The organism is Calothrix sp. NIES-3974 (assembly GCF_002368395.1).
Lineage (GTDB): Bacteria > Cyanobacteriota > Cyanobacteriia > Cyanobacteriales > Nostocaceae > NIES-3974.
Genome location: NZ_AP018254.1, coordinates 1,940,150 through 1,957,503 on the forward strand (window position 1 = coordinate 1,940,150; position 17,354 = coordinate 1,957,503).

Below are 17,354 nucleotides of genomic sequence, written 5' to 3' on the forward strand. Positions count from 1 at the left end.
TTTTTGGGGGAAATCAGTAGGATTCACTATTTCCGTGGAAAGATTATGGAAACAAATCATTCCTTACCCCAGTCTCTATACATACTTATGGGACGATTCAATTATCGCCACACAAAATATACAATAATTTAATGATTCTTAAAAAAACACTATTATATTATCTCTAATGGTGTGAGTTGAGTTCTGGATGGAATTGACAATGACTACATCAAGCCTTTCAAAACCTGAAGCTCCTGTTGAGCAAGCTAATCAATTAACAAAAACCTGTTATCAAGCAGATCAGCAAGTCAAATTTATGTACTTGCAGGCTGAAATCGATTGTTTGCTGGAGGAACTCAAAAATCTCAAACGGCAACGTTGTGAGAGCGAAAATGTTCACGGTTAAGCTTTAACTGGCGAACGGCAAGAAGTTAACCAAATTTGAGCTAACCAATTTGAGCTAAAAGGTTTCAATTTTGTGGCGACCAACGTCGGAAGGAATTAACTCCTTCTTCTAGGAGTACACTTAATTTTTGTACTTCCTAGCGTTGCGATCGCCAAGTTGTTTAATATTATATTTTGATATTCAACCAGGTTAGAACCCTTTGCAAACACAATTTAATTATTTAATTAAATAATCACAGCAGCTTTCCCCTCCTAACCACCTCGCAATCTCTGCAACCAAATTTGTACTTCCTTGCGAGTTTGTTCGGTCACATGGGGTTGGGATTGTAACCAAGCGTTGGCGCGCTTTTCGTTGGTTTGAGCGGCAATAATCAATGCTCCCCAAATTTGTACTTCACTGCGTTTGGGGTTAATACCCAAGGCTATTCGGACTCGATCACCTAATCGACCGCCATCAGCTTTGAGTAGGCGAGAGATTTCACTGACATTTGTGCCAGAGTTTTGTAAAATTCTTAAGGCATTGCCCCAGCGTCCGTCAATTAAATTGGCTAACACCGCTTGACCAGGACTAGCCCAATCTGCATCAGCTTGGATTGTGGTTTGCTCTGCATGTAAACGGACTAGGGCTATTTGGGCTTGAGCGCGTGCGGGAATTTTTGACTTTTTTTGTTTTTGAATAAACTGTAACCATTTATCCGCAGGACTCCACAAACCACTGCGAGCAACCTGAAGCGCATTTGTAAAAGCTTTATCATTCCAAGCAGGGGGTTGTAAGAGAATTTCCTCCAAACTGGTGGGATAAACTGACGACTTTGCTGTTTTCACCTGGAAGACCCGAAATTGTGGCTCTAATCCCACACTTTGATTGATTAGTAATTCCTGCATTCCCCCACCCGTAATTTCTTGCCATTGGGGAATTTGTCCCTGGGGACTTGTCCACACTAACATTTGTTGCAGGCGATCGCGTTCTGGGTTGTAGAAAAATATTTGTCCGTAGGTCAGGTGATGGATACCATCTGCACGGGAGCCATGTAAGTAGAACCAAAAGCCAGGAGGTGCGGACCGGGGTGAAAACCGATCGATTTCCGTTAAAGGTAGATTGATGCTGGAACCGGGATGTTCATTGGTTGCATTGGCCAAGGGTGCAAGGACAAAGGATTCTTCGGGACCGGTGATACTGGTTTGGCTGAGTAAATAATAGTACTTTTGTTGTTGGGATTCAAACTCTGCATCATTAGACACTTCATATAACCTCAATTCCGTAATTTCACGACAGTCAGATGAACAGTTAGGACGCTGGGTATAAATTGGTAGTAAGTATCTGCCCTTGTCTTCAGCTAAGGGGATGAATTTACCAGCGATTTCTCCCTGTTTTTGGAGTTCCGAGTTAATATCTGTCAGGCTTTTTGGTCGTTCTCCCTGCCAAGGAACCTGGGCCCAATTTGGTAACAGTTGATTAATCCAGGTCACTTGGTGTGGTTGAAAAATATACATAAAACCCAACCAACCTAAGCCTACTATTAATCCAGTCGCGGAAAATAAAATTGCGATCGCAAACAAGAAGGATAAACAACCAGAAACAGAGGATTTTTTTGGAGCTTTGTTGGCGCTAAACTTAACAATACTCGTATTTACAGCCGATTTTTTCGATGCAGGTTTTGCCATTATGAGAAATTTTATATTTTTAATGGGAAATGACCTCGCAACAGAATGTCAAATGCAAGGATTTGTGATTAATTTCACCCCATACCTATCTTCTCAATGGGAAATTTACGGGTATGGTTCAGGGAGTTTGTGAAAATCTTTACTCTCTTTTATACCCATCTTTTTCAGTAGTTGCCCACTATACAATACTTAATGTTTAATTAGACCCAAAAATACGTGTATTTACGCATGTCAGGATGAAATTTTCTTGAATAGACTCATCAGGTGAGTGTGTTGAAAATATAGAGTGTAGAAAATTGAGCGGCATACGATTTGGTTTCAAGACAAGGAACTATTTAAATGGATGCGTGTTAATTGCAACCATGTGCGGACTAACTAGCCAAGTCCGTGCGGAACTTAGCTTGCAACCAAACGTCTCCGCTATTCCCATGACAAAGCAAAGAGTACAAGAAGACGAGACGAGCGGGAAGGTTGGGAAAGATTGGCTGGAGACCAATGTTGATCAACTTTCCTCGCCTTCATTTTTGTCTGGGGAATTAAAATCAGAAACAGATTCCCCAACTATGTCTCAGGTGACATCTGTTTCCCAACTTAGTGATGTACAACCAACTGATTGGGCTTTCCAAGCTTTGCAATTCTTAGTAGAACGGTATGGATGTATTGCTGGATACCCTAACGGTACATTTCGCGGCAATCGAGGGATGACCCGTTATGAGTTTGCAGCTGGATTGAATGCCTGTTTAAATCGGGTGAATGAGTTAATTGATACAGCAACTGCGAGTTTGGCTAGTCGGGAGGACTTGGCAAAGTTACAAAAATTACAGGAAGAATTTGGTGCAGAACTGGCAACCTTACGGGGACGGATAGATAGATTAGAAGCTCGGACTGCGGAAATTGCAGCAAATCAATTTTCCACCACTACCAAGTTATTTGGGATTGCCATTGTCGGTGTTCAGGGGACATTTTCCAACCGGGGGGATATTAATCCTCGCGACGGGGTAAAGGATACCGATGATGCAGCGACCAATATTAATGTCGTTAACCTGAATCAATTATTACTGACTTCCCAATTTAGTCCCCGTGATTATCTGGTCACAGGTTTAATTGCTGGTAATGGAGCAACCGGATGGGGTGAACAAGTTAACGGTGAAGTTAATTATGATGGTCTATTAGCCTACGAATATCCCACTAATAACAGTTTAGTTTTAAGTGACCTGCGCTACCATCGACTGTTAACTGATAAATTTGCGATCGCAATTGGTAGTACAACGGTAAATATGACTACTACATTTCGCGGTCCCAACCGATTTGAGAATGCGGCCACGGGTTCAGTCTCCTTTGCATCCCAGCGTAATCCGATTTTAAATATCGGTTTTACTGGACAAGCGGGAATCGCCTTCGATTGGCAGTTTGCCAAACGTGCGAGTTTGCAAGGGGTGTATTCTAGTTTAAATGCGGGGAATCCGGGACTTAGAGCAGGTTTATTTGATGGTAATACCACAACTGCCGTTCAGTTATTATTAACACCAACGGATACGATTGATACGAGTATTTACTATGTGAATAATTACAGTTCTGGTGGGTGTTTATTAGCTTTTGTAGGTGATGATTGTCTCACCGCTGTCAATGCGAATACAAACCGTCGCGAACCAGTACAAACCAACGCAATTGGTGCGACAATTAACTGGCAATTATCACCTCGCTTTACCTTGGGTGCATGGGGTGGGTATAGTAATTCCTATATTCCTGGTAAATCAGGGAATGTAGAAAGAACCAATTGGATGGTATATATGAATTTCCCCGATTTATTTAAAAAAGGTAATTTAGGGGGAATTTATATCGGACAACCACCGAAGATTACCCATAGTAGTCTGCCAGTTGGTAATAATATACCTGATATTATCAATGGCGGATTGGGGGAAGCGGGAGGACAACCGGGAACCACCACCCAAATCGAGGCATTTTACCGTTTCCGGGTGACAGATAATATGAGTATTACCCCTGGAATTATTCACATTATTGAACCAGGGCATAGTCCCAACAGTGATTCAATCACCACAGGTGTATTACGGACAAGTATTTTCTTTTAAGGGTTGTTTTAAAGGTTGATTTTCATACTTGAATTATCGTTTTTGGGGAGTAGAGACGACCCGTCGGGTTGTCTCTACCGGGAATCTCCCCGATTACGGGGAGGGGACTAGATTTCTCCCTTTCTGTAGGTGAAGGAGTGGGTTCAAATTATGTGCAACTTTACATTAAATTGGTATTACACACTGACCAATTGTTTGAAAATTCGTGCAACTGTATACAATTGATTACCCTCTGCTGTACTGAGAGTAAATTTATCCGACAGGGCATAATAAACAGAATCATGAAGACCGCCATACTCCGGGGGAGTCGCTATGCGATCGCATTTGACAAACAAATATTCCTCTCCCCTTGTAATCAATGCAAACACCGGATATGTATTTGCACCGACCATGTAGGTAAGGGTTTGGGGAATTGCTTACTGCACACTAATAGTAGGTCAATTACGTAACTATCACATACTGAAATATTTCCAACCCATTCTGAATCGGTAATTTACCTGTAAGGGCAATGTGTAAATTATGAAACCATCACAACTGTAATCATTTTTATTGTAACTAACGCAAATATAAAAATAGAATCAATGGCGTTGTTGAATTGGGGCATAAATTATCAAAATCTAAAATCTAAAATCTAAAATTCCAAATCCCAAATATGTATTTAAACTTCTTTGTTGGTTCAAGTCTATCGATTGTCCTACTAATTTTAGTTGCCTTTGGTCTATTACAGTGGTTACATATACCTACTGGTAATTTTCTCGATTGGGTGATTGGTGGTGCGAGTTTTTGGTGGTTATTAGTAATTGTCACAGTACCCTGGAATATTCATTTCCAAGCAAAAGCAGTATTTGCAGAAGGGGAACAATCACAGGAAAGAGGTATCGCTGTAGATCCAAATCAAAAAGCCTATGTGGCAAAACTTGCTCGACGTTCCCTAATTGTTGCCATTGTTTTACATGTACTATCAGCAATTGGACTCTATACCCTAGCGGTTACGGGTATCAGCGCAGTTGGTTATATTTCATCCGGTGCAGCTTTATTACTAACCGGATTGCGACCAGCAATTAGCGCTTACGAATATCTCTCCAGACGCTTAAATTTGATTCAGAGTGAATGGACCTATCCCCGTGAAGACGTGGTGGAATTGCGAAATCGAGTGTCGATTCTCGAAAACAATATTGAACAGGTACAAAGACAACTGAATCCAGATTTTGATGATTCCATCCCTAGTAAACAAAAGGATTATATCAATGAAACCCGGCGGGAATTAGCCCAACTCGCAGCCAAAATTGAACAACTACGAGCAACCAACGAAACAGCCCATGAACAATTATCCCGTGAAAATCGGCAAGCGATCGCCCAATTATCTACCGATGGTCAATTCCTCGATCATGTCCGGGAAATTATCCGTTTTTTTAAGGAAGCATAAGCTAGTTCAATTATACTTCGCACCCTGATATTTTTCCGTTGGGGTTTGTTGATGGTTGAATTTTAAGCATTAACCATGTAGACGAAAAGCTCACCCATACTTAAAAACCTAGCATTTGTAATTTTTACAGCCGACTACAAGTGGAACTAGAATGCTTAAAACTATTCCCTGTACAGATGCGACATGTCGCGTCTCTCCCTGTTTCCTACCCTCACGCTTCAGACTTTTACAGCAGACCCTAATTAAAGTAAACCCGCTGATTCATACAACCGTTTCACCATTGCCATAATTCTTTGTCCATACTGGGTATCGGCTGACCAACGTCCGGAGAGTTGACCGACTAAGGGTGCAACACCACGGGTGACGAAGCGAAAACGAGGGTCTACAACTTCCTGAACTAAGGGTTCTAAACTAGCATAGGCTTTCAGGTGTTGAATGTGCGCTCTGACCCCAATCCTTGCACTCTCAAAGGATGCTGCTTCCGCACCACCCCCAATTGTTCCTAACCCGGCAAAATTATTTTGCTCTGGACGAATATCTCCACCAAAACGCAGAAATCCGGTTTCCACACACATTTGACAAAAGGCAATATCATGATTTACCCCTTCCACAGCTGCTTCTTCTCGATATAATCTTGGTAAATCTGGGAATCTGGTTAAAGCTGCTTCATTATTATTACGTAGGAAAATTTGTAACTGCACTTCCGAAGTATTACCAGTCCCCATGATACGGTCAATTTGTCCAGGGCAAATTGTGAGTATGGATTTAATAATTACTGTCCGCGTATTGCTATCCCAACCAACGGAAATATTAAAATCACGTAATTCAATCGCTTTAATATATACAACTTGTCTATAGGTAATTCGGCGTACCGTTGGTATCCGTGATAAATCTATTTGCAAACGGTCAGCTAAATCAACGGGTATATATGCATTGCCATTCACCAAAATCCCCCTTTCTGGATAATTTTGACCGTTAATATTAATATTAATTTGCGGATAAACGGTTTCACCGGGACTAGGAGCCGAATCTGGATCAACAATCTGACTCCAAGCTACCAAACCCTCGGCAATACCCCCAGCAAAATCTCGACGACGGTTTTGCAACAGCGCTCGGTCTTCTGGACTAGTGAGAAAACCTACCTGCATGTATAAAGAAGCTACCCGGACTTGCCGACAAAATACTAAACTTCCTAGTCCCGACTCACTGTCAGGTCTCACACCACGGTTCGGTAGTTGGGGAACACGCCTTAATAAAGCAGTTAACAGTAATTCAGCATTTTGGCGACGTTCGTTGTTATTGGTAATATAAAATACACTTGCCCCACGAACTGAGGGATTCGGTGCTGCATCGGCATGAATTTCCAAGGCGACATCCCGGGGTCGGGAACGGGAATTAATCCAATCAATGGTTCCTCTGGCACTTAAATCGTCGGGGACAGACAAAACTTCCTGATTACGGGTTCGTAATTCGGTGACAATTAAATCCCGTAGAAGAATCATTTCCCTTGCTTCTGTTGTTCCCCCCGCAATTGTACCTGGATCAATCCCCCAACTCTCCCGACCCCCATGTCCAGCTGATATAAAAATACGTCCCATTTTATAACCTCATCATCAAAATTAATATCTAACTTCAACCTTCCGTGCTGAATTCAATATTTTTTAACTAAATTTTTGCTGTGCGACAAGATTATCATAGCCATCCTGGGAAAGTATGCATGTATGTGGCGAAATAAAAGTATATTTTTTTACCAATTACTAGAGGAAATCAAAATTGAGTATTGGGGAAATTGCCAAAGATGGCGGATATAGTAAATTAAATCTGTAATAGATGGGTAAATGAGTAGCTCGATACAGCATTAATTGGCAAAAAATAGTTATCGTGGTTGTCCCTTCTGTGATTGAAATAAACCGCGAATAACAGTGTTTGGCTTTTTGGCTATTGTTCGAGAGAAAATGGACGCATCCGGGAGTAATACGGGAATGACTGTGAAGCTCCCACAGGGGTTTATACGCATGAAGAAAGTTCTGTTGTTGTTACGTAAATTGCCAATAACGCTCTTGTTATTAGTAATTATTACGATTTTGAATGCTTATTTATTTTATTTTCAGGTGACAGCGATTAGCCAAAATCAGAAATTATTACAGCAATCAGTCCAGGGTTTAACGGATTTAGAAGGTTTACGTTCCGCATTCAAACAAGGTGAACTAACTCAGCATTCCTATTTAGTTACAGGTGGTGAACAGGATTTAGAGAAATACCAGCAAGCAGTGACAGCGGTACTAAGGAATTTAAATAATTTACGTCAAAGGGAATCGGTGGAGGGGACAGTTTCTCTCCAGCAGCAATTAACAGCAACAGTGGATAGATGGAATCGGGAAATTGAGCTATCCCAGTCCCAATTTCCTACTGGAGTCAGGGGAATGGGAGGAGGACAGCAGAATCAGGAAATTTATACGGGATTGGAAAGAATCAGTGCTAACTTGCACAGGCGATCGCAATCCTATTTACAAAAGTCCCGATATGGTCTCAACCTGAGTTTAACCACCTATGCGATCGCCATGAGTGCGAATATGGGTTTGGTGGGGTTATTGTTGTATCATCTACATTTGGCTTGGTCACGTCATCATCACCATCAGATGAAATTGCAACAACAAGGGATATTGTTGGCAATGACTAGTGAGGGGATGTTGATTCATGATTTACAATATCGGATTTGTGAGTGGAACCAGGGTGCGGAACGGTTATATGGATGGAAACGGGAGAGGGTCTTAGGTGCAAGTATTGTCGAGCTTTTGTATCCTCATGATTTAAGTTTGTCTGCTCAAGCAATGTCTAAAACCTTAGCAACGGGTTGTTGGCAAGGTGAAATGCAGCAAATTAACTCTAGGGGTGAAATTATTGTTGTTAAAAGTTCTTGGAGATTATTGTACAACGAAGATGGGAATCCACTATCTGTATTGGTGACGAATCGGGAAATAACAGAACAAAAACGTTTAGAAAGGATTATGTTGCGTTCCCAAAGATTGGAAATGATGGGAACTTTGGCAGGGGGAGTCGCCCACGATTTAAATAATATTTTATCGCCAATTTTATTATCTGTTCAATTATTAGAAATGAAATTGGGTGATCCGGAACATCAAAAGTTATTAAAAACCCTAGAAAAGAATGTGAAACGAGGAGCAAATTTAGTTAAACAGGTTTTATCCTTAGCACGGGGGATTGAATCCCAATTAAGTCAGATTGATATTTATACCACCCTTGCAGATGTGGAAGAATTTATTCACGAAACATTTCCTAAATGTATTTGTTTTCATAGTCACATCGCCAAAAATTTGCCAACTATACATGGAAATAACACCCAACTTTACCAAGTGCTAATGAATCTAGTTATTAATGCCAGAGACGCAATGCCAGAAGGAGGTACAATTGAATTAGCAGCACAAATAGTAGAAGTCAGTTGCTACAAACCACAAATATCCATTAAACCAGGTACCTATCTCGTTATTACCGTCAAAGATAGCGGAATCGGAATGACACCACAAATACGCGATCGCATTTTTGAACCTTTTTTTACCACTAAGCAAGCTAATCGGGGTAGCGGTTTAGGACTTTACTCCGCACAGCTAATTATTCAAAATCACGGTGGCATAATTGATGTGGAAACCCAGATTGGTAAAGGTACTTGTTTCCACGTTTATTTACCCGTTGATGTATGTGGTGAATACCCTGCTCATTTAAATCCGATGGTAATCAATAATTAGTTTCCAGTTTCCAATCAATTATTTCCCCTCATAAGAGGAGACCCCTAGAACCGTTCATCAGCTGACTCATCTGGGCTGGCTGATGAGTTTCCAATCAATTATTTCCCCTCATAAGAGGAGACCTATTAACAGTGCTATCTGTCTTAAAGCAATATTAACGTTGGTTTCCAATCAATTATTTCCCCTCATAAGAGGAGACGTCCCCAAGTAACTGTGCCAAACATTTGGCACAGTGGAGTTTCCAATCAATTATTTCCCCTCATAAGAGGAGACTCCTCTGGGCTGGGAGCCTCCCACCCCTCCAACTCCCTATCCATTACCCGGATCTTTCTTAACAAAAAGTAAAAATACTTAAAAGAAGACGAAAGGCTTGATAGGTATAGTTTTGAGAGAGGAAAGATAGGGTGTAAAAAATGGAAAAATGGGCAGCAAGGGAATTGAAGCACTTGGATTTGGGAGATAAACGGCGAAACAAGCGTTTGATAAAGATGGTAGAAGATTTAGCAGCACAACCAACATCGAGTGTACCTCAAGCATGTGGGAGCGTAGCAGCGACAACAGCAGCATATGATTTGTGGAGTTCGCCGTATATAAAACCATCAGATATAAGCAATGGACATATCAAAAGTACAATCGAAAGGGCAAAAGAACACGAGATAGTATTAGCAATACAAGACACAACAAATATGGATGTAACAAGTCATCCAGCAACAGAAGGAATTGGATATCTAGACCAGAGAAAAAGTTTAGGATTAAAAGTACATTCAACGTTATTATCAAGCATAAAAGGAGTTCCACTGGGAGTAATAGACCAACAAGTATGGTCAAGAAATATCGAAGATTTAGGAATAGCAAAAACACGTAGAAAAAGACAAACAGAAGAAAAAGAAAGCCAAAGATGGTTGGAAGGGCTAGAGAGAACAAATAAATTACTACCAGAAAAGATAAAAATCATAACAGTAGCAGACTCAGAAGCAGATATATTTGATTTATTTAATCAGGAAAGACCAGAAAATAGCCACTTACTAATCAGAGGAACTCATAATAGAAAAGTTAGCCATACAGCGAATTATCTACATGAGGCGATCAGGTCAAGTCCAACTCAGGGAGAAGTAGAAGTCAAGGTAAGAAGAAATCCAGAAAGACCAGAAAGGATAGCAAAACTAACAATTAGATACGAAACAGTTGAAATAGAAGTACCAAAAAATAAGCTCGGGCGTTCGCTTTGTAAACCAGTAAAACTACAGGTGATATTAGCAGAAGAAAAGAGTCCACCATCGGAGATAAAACCAATCAGTTGGTTATTGTTAACGACATTGGAAATTAATAGCCTTGAAGATGCGGTAAAATGTGTTGAATGGTATACATATCGTTGGTTAATCGAGCGTTATCACTATACATTGAAAAGCGGTTGTCGAATCGAGGAATTACAACTGGAGACAGGAAAACGCCTATCAATGGCATTAGCGACATATTCGATTGTGGCATGGCGATTATTATGGTTAACTTACCAAGCAAGGGATAATCCAGAACAAAGTTGTGAAACGGTTTTAACTACAGTTGAATGGCAATCTTTATGTGTAAGTGTGAACAAAAACCCAATTCCACCAGATCAGCCACCAACATTAAGAGAAGCTGTACGAATGATTGCTCGACTAGGTGGTTTTCTGGGTCGTAAAGGTGATGGGGAACCTGGAGTCAAGACGATTTGGAGAGGGTTACGACGATTGCACGATATCGCCGTAACTTGGAAGCTAGCCCATCAAATCTAAATGCATACTTTCTGAGTTTTGTCTAATCTTAATGCTTAATCCCTCTACTGAAATCATTTCTATAATCGCTTTTCAGACTTTGTTAAGAAAGATGTGACTAATGGATAGGTTTACAAGGGAGGAAATCGGGAATAGCTGCCGTTGTGATGTACACTAGAATCCGTAAAATAATTTTTCCCTAATCATTAGAGACGTAACATGTTTTTCCCTAATCATTAGAGACGTAACGTGTTTTTCCCCAATTATTTAGAGACGTAACATGTTTTTCCCCAATTATTAGAGACGTAACATGTTACGTCTCTACCTGACGACCAAACTTTTTCCACCCATACTTACCGATTACGATGAATGCACCTACAGCAAAAATTCTGGATGGTAAAGCTTTAGCTGCCAAAATTCATGAAGAATTAGTCTACAAAATTTCCCAAGCCAAGGACAAAATTGGTAGACCTCCAGGGTTAGCTGTGCTGATGGTGGGGGATAATCCAGCTTCAGCAGCTTATGTGCGTGGAAAGGAACGTGCTTGTGCCAAAATTGGGATTAGTTCCTTCGGTAAACATTTTCCCACCGAAACCAGCTTTGAGGAATTGAGTGATGCGATCGCCGAACTCAACCAAGATGAGCGAGTTGATGGCATCCTGGTTCAGTTACCATTGCCTAATCATCTGGATAGTGTGGCTTTACTACATCAAATTTTGCCCGAAAAAGATGCCGATGGATTGCATCCGATGAATTTAGGTCATTTAGTGCGGGGAGAACCGGGTTTACGCAGTTGCACACCTGCTGGTGTCATGCGATTGTTGCACGAGTATAATATACCGATTGCCGGCAAACATGCGGTGGTAGTAGGTCGGAGTATTTTGGTGGGTAAACCTGTAGCCATGATGTTATTGGCAGAAAATGCGACGGTAACTGTTGCTCACTCTCAAACCGTCAATCTGAGCCAAATTACCCAAACAGCTGATATTTTGATTGCCGCAGTTGGGCGATCGCAATTAATTTCTTCACAAATGGTAAAACCGGGCGCGGTTGTGGTAGATGTGGGAATAAATCGTATTGTTGATGCTAGTGGGAATGCCCTACTTGTCGGCGATGTCGATTTTGAGAGTGTTTGTCGGGTAGCTGGGTATATTACTCCTGTTCCCGGTGGTGTTGGTCCAATGACCGTGGCGATTCTATTACAGAATACTGTTGATAGCTATCTCCAAAAAGTTTAGATTTTCTTGATTTGTGGTGTGGGTTGTGAGTTACTGCTGGAAATTTATGTTTACTGTTTTCAGTTAGTATTGTGACTGGTTAGCTCAGAAAAAATACGGGTATAAATCATGGATTTTTCCGGAACTGCTCTTATAACCAAACAAATCTTAAAATCAACAAAACACCTCGAAATTTGTCACCAAAAATAACTTAAAAAAATAAGGATTTTCAGCATGGTAGCAGCGGAGAATATCCAAACCAACCAAACCTTAACTAAATTCGACCTCAAAGGTTATTTGAAAGAGCGAAAAGCTCTATGTGAAGCGGCTTTAGATGCATCGCTACCCGTGCAATACCCAGAAAAAATCTACGAATCCATGCGATATTCCCTGTTAGCGGGGGGAAAGCGGTTACGACCCATTTTGTGCTTGGCTACCTGTGAAATGATGGGTGGAACAATCGAAATGGCAATGCCGACCGCGTGTGCATTAGAAATGATTCATACCATGTCCCTAATTCACGACGATTTACCAGCAATGGATAACGATGATTATCGTCGCGGCAAATTGACCAACCATAAAGTCTACGGGGAAGATATTGCCATTCTTGCGGGAGATGGATTACTGACCTATGCCTTTGAGTATCCTGTTACACAAACTAAAAACGTACCGGCGGAACGGTTGTTAAAAGTTGTAGCCAAACTAGCTAAGGCAGTAGGAGCAGAAGGGTTAGTCGGTGGACAGGTGGTGGATTTGGAATGCGAAGGTAAAACTGATACCAGTTTAGAGACATTAAACTATATCCACAATCATAAAACAGCCGCTTTATTAGAAGCCTGTGTGGTGTGCGGCGGAATTTTAGCGGGAGCATCAGAGGAAGACATCGAACGTCTATCACGTTATTCCCAAAATATCGGTTTAGCCTTCCAAATTATCGATGATATTTTAGATATTACAGCTACCCAAGAGGAACTAGGTAAAAGCGTTGGTAAAGACATCGCCGCGCAAAAAGTCACCTATCCCAGTTTATGGGGAATTGAAAAATCCCGTCAACAAGCCGAAGAGTTGATAGCAGCAGCTTGTCAGGAACTCCAACCCTACGGTGAAGCAGCTCAACCATTAATTGCGATCGCCCACTTTATCACCAATCGCAGTAATTAACCTCAACCCAAACACACCCCTAAAATCAGCCCATCCTCACATTTGAGTAAAAAACCATAACACGGTAAAGTTGGAATACAAGGTTGCATCCCATACTTTATTTAAACCTCAACCACTGGTAATATTTATTCACTTTATTTCCGAAAAACCATGCAGGACATAGGCGACATCTTCCAAAACCGGGTGCTGCTGGTTGCCCTGGTAGCTTGTATCATTGCCCAAGCAATTAAATTGATTGTGGAGATCATCAAAAATCGTAAACTCGATATCCGTGTGCTGGTAACGACCGGAGGAATGCCTAGCGCTCACTCGGCTTTGGTGACAGCATTAGCGGCTGGAGTTGGACAAACCATTGGTTGGCAAACACCAGATTTTGCCTTGGCAATGGTATTTGCTATTATTGTCATGTATGATGCTGCTGGAGTCCGTCAAGCCGCAGGGAAACAAGCCCGTATCCTGAATCAAATGATGGATGAACTATTTGATGATAAACACGAGTTTAGCCAAGACAAACTGAAGGAGTTACTTGGGCACACCCCCGTACAGGTCATAGCAGGTTCGGCATTAGGAGTAATGATTTCTTGGCTTGCTCGCTCTGCCTATGTTTTTTAAACCTGTAGCTGGTTGTGTACAGGCTGTAAATTTTTCATCAAAAAAAGTCACTGATTTCTACGAAACAAGTGTATAAATATGACAAGATGCAGCAGCACTAAAAATCCAAAATCTAAAATTCGGAGAAGGTGATGAATGTCTTTGGTATCGGCTTGCCAGAAATGGCCCTAATTATGGTAGTGGCGTTATTAGTATTTGGACCGAAGAAACTACCAGAAATTGGACGTAGTTTAGGGAAAGCGATTCGCGGTTTTCAAGAAGCATCAAGGGAGTTTCAAGAAGAATTTCAACGGGAAGCAAATCAAATTCAAGAATCAGTGAAAACAACTGCAGAAATTGAACCCAAGCAAATTTCTCCCGCCACTACAGAAGAGGTAAAAACAGAAGTGAGTGAAACGGAGAAAGTTTCATAGTGGCAGTAATAGGGAATAGGGAATGGGCAACAGTTTCACTCCGAATATTCCCATTTTTTTAATTTGATTTAATACTATTTCACTCAAATTTTCACACATTTTCTTCCCCCGAATTCCCTGCTCCCCAAAATGCATCAACTCCAAAGCGAAACGCTGTAAGCCTTATATTTATTTTTAGGACTTACGCACTTAAATTTATATAAAACAAGACTTTGATGTCTCAAGCAACGGAAAAAAAGTTAGTTATACCTCAGTTAATAGTTGGTTTAGGTAATCCAGAACCAAAATACGACGATACCCGTCATAATATAGGTTTTGCAGCTATTGATGCTTTGGCTAAAACCTGGGGAATTTCACTAACCGAAAACCGCAAATTTCAAGGCGAATTTGGTGAGGGAATGGCAATCAATGGTGAAAAAATTCGCCTACTTAAACCATTGACCTACATGAATCGTTCCGGACAGTCCATAGTAGCTGTTACCCAGTGGTATAAAATTTTACCAGAATCGGTATTAGTCATTTACGACGATATGGATTTACCGATTGGCAAAACCAGGTTACGTCTTTCTGGTTCTGCGGGTGGACACAACGGGATGAAAAGCGCGATCGCTCATTTGCACAGTGATAATTTTCCCCGCTTACGAATCGGGATTGGCAAACCAAAAAAGGATGGGGATAGTGGAACTGTTTCCCATGTGCTTGGGAAATTTTCTCAAGAAGAAGCCAACTTGATGAAGGAAGTATTAGGTTTTGTCGTAGAGTGTACGGAACTGTGTTTAAAGCAAGGTGTGGAAATGGCGATGAATCGCTGTAATAGTAAAGTAATTTCCCTCAATCAGGATAGTTAAAAAGCAACAGGTTAATTACAAATTACGTAGACGCGTAGCGGGTATTACGTACGCAAAGCGTTGCCACCGGCTATTACGTAGACGCGAAGCGGCTTGCCGCAGGCTATTACGTAGCTTGCTTCCCGCGTAGCGGGTATTACGAATTACAAATTACTTATCCGATGTCTACAAATATTATTAATATTATTATTTACAGTTCCTTAGCATTAAATCTGATTTTCAGCTTGATTTTATTAACTTTACTAATAAGTAAAGGAGGCTGGAAATACCTCACTCAAAAAATCTGGAACTTCAGCAACCATCAACAGCTAAATTACGACAATACTTTCACACCCTATTACATCCATAAAAGTCATCAATTTGAAATTCTTGCCAACCCCCATCATCAAAAGATAGTTTTATTAGGTGATAGTCTTACCGATGAAGGGGAATGGGTTGAATTATTAGCAAATCCCCATGTGATTAATCGTGGGATTTCCGGAGATACCACCATCAGAGTCTGGAAAAGAATATCAGCAATTATTAAAATCCAACCTCAGCAATTATTTCTGATGATTGGAGTAAATGACTTAGTAAACACCAATAAATCATTAACCCAGATAACCCAGGATTATCGACAACTCATCCAAACCATAACCACCCAACTACCATCAACAGAAATATTTTTGCAAAGTATTATCCCCGTGAACACCACCCTTGCAACATTCTTGCGTACTCGTCCCCGTCCACAGGTTAGTCAGGATATTCTCACCCTCAACCAAAACATCCAAGCGATCGCCCAGGAATTTCAATGTGAATACCTTGACATTTATTCCCATCTAGCCGACGAACACCACCAACTACTCCCAGAATGTACCACCGATGGTATCCATCTCAACGGCGAAGGATATAAAATTTGGGCTGGGATACTGAAACAGAGAATACAGAATCCATCAGGTTAATTTTTCCTCTACTGGTCTATCCCATAGTGATGAGGAAGCCACGAAAAAGTGTTAACATAAGGGCGCTAAAGTGCTACTATACGCCTTTCCTCACCCATCAAAATTAATGGGACAGACCACTACTCCCGACACCCAACTCCCTAAAACATTTTAGAGATTTGCTCCAAATCTGAATATGGGATACTCATGATTGTGTCAAGCTTTGATAATCGCAATTTTGTAGTATTTTTGAATGAGAGTCTGTATATAGATTGGGGTATTGAATGAAACCGTTCCTCCACAAGAAAAGCCGCACACAGCAGGTTTGCGAACATCAAGGAAATTTACAGCCAAATACCTTGGGTGCCAAATTTCGTCCGTGGCAACAAATTTTTTTGAGTGCCATTATTACTGGTATAATGGCCCTATCCCTGTTTGTAGCACCAGCATTTGCAACGGGTGTCTATGAAATTCCCCCCCTAACACCGGATACCTGGGTTGTGGATGAAGGAGAAGTAATTAGCCGCATTAATGAGGGTAAAATTAGTAGCGCCTTGGCTGATTTAGCAGCAAAAACTGGTAATCAAGTCAGATTTGTCACTGTACATCGCTTAGATTACGGGGAAACAGCAGAAAGCTTCACCAAAGCCTTGTTTAAACAGTGGTTTGCCGACGAACAAGCACAAGCCAATCAAGTTATCCTCATGTTGGATACTGTCACCAATAACTCAGCCATCGTTGCAGGAGAAGGGGTAAAATCCTTGCTCACAGACGAAATTGCTGCAAGTGTTGCCAATGAAACCCTGCTAGTCCCCCTACGAGACGGAGATAAATACAATCAAGCATTTTTAGACGCAAGCGATCGCCTAGTTGCAGTACTATCTGGTCAAGAAGACCCCGGTCCTCCACAGGTTAAAGACGACATCCAAGTGGAAGGTACTTACATGAGTGCGGAGGAAAGCAAGGAAAAAAGAGGTAACTCCACAGCTTGGGTAGTCGGATTACTCATTGCTGCTACCATTATCCCGATGGCAACCTATTATATCTATCTAGTATTTGCACCCAATAGTCAGTAAAACTTTAACAGGAGTTACCCACGAAAT

The 17,354-nt window shown here is 41.1% G+C and carries 15 protein-coding genes; 12 read left to right on the forward strand and 3 right to left on the reverse strand.

From position 1 onward, the window contains the following. Positions 1 to 199: 199 nt before the first annotated feature. Positions 200 to 385 (forward strand): hypothetical protein, encoded by a 186-nt coding sequence (locus tag CDC37_RS07565; protein ID WP_096626002.1) that lies wholly within the window; start codon positions 200 to 202, stop codon positions 383 to 385. Positions 386 to 636: 251 nt separating this feature from the next. Here the strand turns inward: CDC37_RS07565 and CDC37_RS07570 are convergent, their stop codons facing one another. Further along, a complete protein-coding gene (locus tag CDC37_RS07570; RefSeq protein WP_096621209.1) occupies positions 637 to 2,049 on the reverse strand; it encodes a hypothetical protein in 1,413 nt (470 codons plus the stop codon). A 428-nt stretch (positions 2,050 to 2,477) separates the two neighbouring features. On the opposite strand from CDC37_RS07570, the gene CDC37_RS07575 reads away from it, so the two are divergent. Next, the gene (locus tag CDC37_RS07575) at positions 2,478 to 4,139 is read left to right on the forward strand and encodes an iron uptake porin (RefSeq protein ID WP_096626004.1); all 1,662 of its coding nucleotides are present in this window, start codon (positions 2,478 to 2,480) and stop codon (positions 4,137 to 4,139) included. A 176-nt stretch (positions 4,140 to 4,315) separates the two neighbouring features. Here CDC37_RS07575 and CDC37_RS07580 read toward each other — a convergent pair whose 3' ends face one another. Continuing rightward, positions 4,316 to 4,507 (reverse strand): hypothetical protein, encoded by a 192-nt coding sequence (locus CDC37_RS07580; RefSeq protein ID WP_197707049.1) that lies wholly within the window; start codon positions 4,505 to 4,507, stop codon positions 4,316 to 4,318. 284 nt (positions 4,508 to 4,791) lie between these two features. On the opposite strand from CDC37_RS07580, the gene CDC37_RS07585 reads away from it, so the two are divergent. Continuing rightward, positions 4,792 to 5,565 (forward strand): hypothetical protein, encoded by a 774-nt coding sequence (locus CDC37_RS07585; RefSeq protein WP_096621210.1) that lies wholly within the window; start codon positions 4,792 to 4,794, stop codon positions 5,563 to 5,565. Positions 5,566 to 5,807: 242 nt separating this feature from the next. On the opposite strand, the gene tftA is transcribed toward CDC37_RS07585, so the two are convergent. Continuing rightward, positions 5,808 to 7,163: a hormogonium tapered terminus morphoprotein TftA gene (gene tftA / locus CDC37_RS07590; protein WP_096621211.1), complete on the reverse strand. Its 1,356-nt coding sequence runs from the start codon at positions 7,161 to 7,163 to the stop codon at positions 5,808 to 5,810. A 417-nt stretch (positions 7,164 to 7,580) separates the two neighbouring features. Between tftA and CDC37_RS07595 the strand changes: the two genes are divergently transcribed. The 9 genes from CDC37_RS07595 to psb32 all read left to right on the forward strand — a co-directional run bounded on the left by CDC37_RS07595 (position 7,581) and on the right by psb32 (position 17,327). Then, positions 7,581 to 9,329 carry an ATP-binding protein gene (locus CDC37_RS07595; protein ID WP_172892767.1) on the forward strand — a complete coding sequence of 583 codons (1,749 nt, stop codon included), beginning with the start codon at positions 7,581 to 7,583 and terminating at the stop codon, positions 9,327 to 9,329. 413 nt (positions 9,330 to 9,742) lie between these two features. Then, the gene (locus CDC37_RS07600; RefSeq protein WP_096620005.1) at positions 9,743 to 11,101 is read left to right on the forward strand and encodes an IS4 family transposase; all 1,359 of its coding nucleotides are present in this window, start codon (positions 9,743 to 9,745) and stop codon (positions 11,099 to 11,101) included. A gap of 344 nt (positions 11,102 to 11,445) precedes the next feature. Then, positions 11,446 to 12,318, forward strand: a complete 873-nt coding sequence (folD, locus tag CDC37_RS07605; protein WP_096621213.1) for a bifunctional methylenetetrahydrofolate dehydrogenase/methenyltetrahydrofolate cyclohydrolase FolD — start codon at positions 11,446 to 11,448, stop codon at positions 12,316 to 12,318. 213 nt (positions 12,319 to 12,531) lie between these two features. Next, entirely contained in the window at positions 12,532 to 13,458 is a 927-nt protein-coding gene (gene crtE, locus CDC37_RS07610) for a geranylgeranyl diphosphate synthase CrtE (protein ID WP_096621214.1), read from the forward strand. 150 nt (positions 13,459 to 13,608) lie between these two features. Beyond that, positions 13,609 to 14,070, forward strand: coding sequence for a divergent PAP2 family protein (locus CDC37_RS07615; protein ID WP_096621215.1), 462 nt, complete (start codon positions 13,609 to 13,611; stop codon positions 14,068 to 14,070). A 131-nt stretch (positions 14,071 to 14,201) separates the two neighbouring features. Continuing rightward, the gene (locus tag CDC37_RS07620) at positions 14,202 to 14,483 is read left to right on the forward strand and encodes a TatA/E family twin arginine-targeting protein translocase (protein ID WP_096621216.1); all 282 of its coding nucleotides are present in this window, start codon (positions 14,202 to 14,204) and stop codon (positions 14,481 to 14,483) included. Between the two features lie 215 nt (positions 14,484 to 14,698). Further along, entirely contained in the window at positions 14,699 to 15,331 is a 633-nt protein-coding gene (pth, locus tag CDC37_RS07625) for an aminoacyl-tRNA hydrolase (protein WP_096621217.1), read from the forward strand. 161 nt (positions 15,332 to 15,492) lie between these two features. Further along, positions 15,493 to 16,272 carry a GDSL-type esterase/lipase family protein gene (locus CDC37_RS07630; RefSeq protein WP_096621218.1) on the forward strand — a complete coding sequence of 260 codons (780 nt, stop codon included), beginning with the start codon at positions 15,493 to 15,495 and terminating at the stop codon, positions 16,270 to 16,272. 263 nt (positions 16,273 to 16,535) lie between these two features. Then, complete coding sequence (gene psb32, locus CDC37_RS07635; protein ID WP_096621219.1) at positions 16,536 to 17,327, forward strand: photosystem II repair protein Psb32; 792 nt, start codon at positions 16,536 to 16,538, stop codon at positions 17,325 to 17,327. Positions 17,328 to 17,354: the final 27 nt, after the last annotated feature.

What these genes read in the sequence shown, in the direction of transcription:
- crtE (WP_096621214.1), top strand. Translation starts at nt 12,532, where the DNA reads ATGGTAGCAGCGGAGAATATCCAAACCAACCAAACCTTAACTAAATTC.
- CDC37_RS07585 (WP_096621210.1), top strand. Translation starts at nt 4,792, where the DNA reads ATGTATTTAAACTTCTTTGTTGGTTCAAGTCTATCGATTGTCCTACTA.
- folD (WP_096621213.1), top strand. Translation starts at nt 11,446, where the DNA reads ATGAATGCACCTACAGCAAAAATTCTGGATGGTAAAGCTTTAGCTGCC.
- CDC37_RS07615 (WP_096621215.1), top strand. Translation starts at nt 13,609, where the DNA reads ATGCAGGACATAGGCGACATCTTCCAAAACCGGGTGCTGCTGGTTGCC.
- pth (WP_096621217.1), top strand. Translation starts at nt 14,699, where the DNA reads ATGTCTCAAGCAACGGAAAAAAAGTTAGTTATACCTCAGTTAATAGTT.
- CDC37_RS07630 (WP_096621218.1), top strand. Translation starts at nt 15,493, where the DNA reads ATGTCTACAAATATTATTAATATTATTATTTACAGTTCCTTAGCATTA.
- CDC37_RS07570 (WP_096621209.1), bottom strand. Translation starts at nt 2,049, where the DNA reads ATGGCAAAACCTGCATCGAAAAAATCGGCTGTAAATACGAGTATTGTT.
- psb32 (WP_096621219.1), top strand. Translation starts at nt 16,536, where the DNA reads ATGAAACCGTTCCTCCACAAGAAAAGCCGCACACAGCAGGTTTGCGAA.
- CDC37_RS07575 (WP_096626004.1), top strand. Translation starts at nt 2,478, where the DNA reads ATGACAAAGCAAAGAGTACAAGAAGACGAGACGAGCGGGAAGGTTGGG.
- CDC37_RS07595 (WP_172892767.1), top strand. Translation starts at nt 7,581, where the DNA reads ATGAAGAAAGTTCTGTTGTTGTTACGTAAATTGCCAATAACGCTCTTG.
- CDC37_RS07620 (WP_096621216.1), top strand. Translation starts at nt 14,202, where the DNA reads ATGAATGTCTTTGGTATCGGCTTGCCAGAAATGGCCCTAATTATGGTA.
- CDC37_RS07600 (WP_096620005.1), top strand. Translation starts at nt 9,743, where the DNA reads ATGGAAAAATGGGCAGCAAGGGAATTGAAGCACTTGGATTTGGGAGAT.
- tftA (WP_096621211.1), bottom strand. Translation starts at nt 7,163, where the DNA reads ATGGGACGTATTTTTATATCAGCTGGACATGGGGGTCGGGAGAGTTGG.
- CDC37_RS07565 (WP_096626002.1), top strand. Translation starts at nt 200, where the DNA reads ATGACTACATCAAGCCTTTCAAAACCTGAAGCTCCTGTTGAGCAAGCT.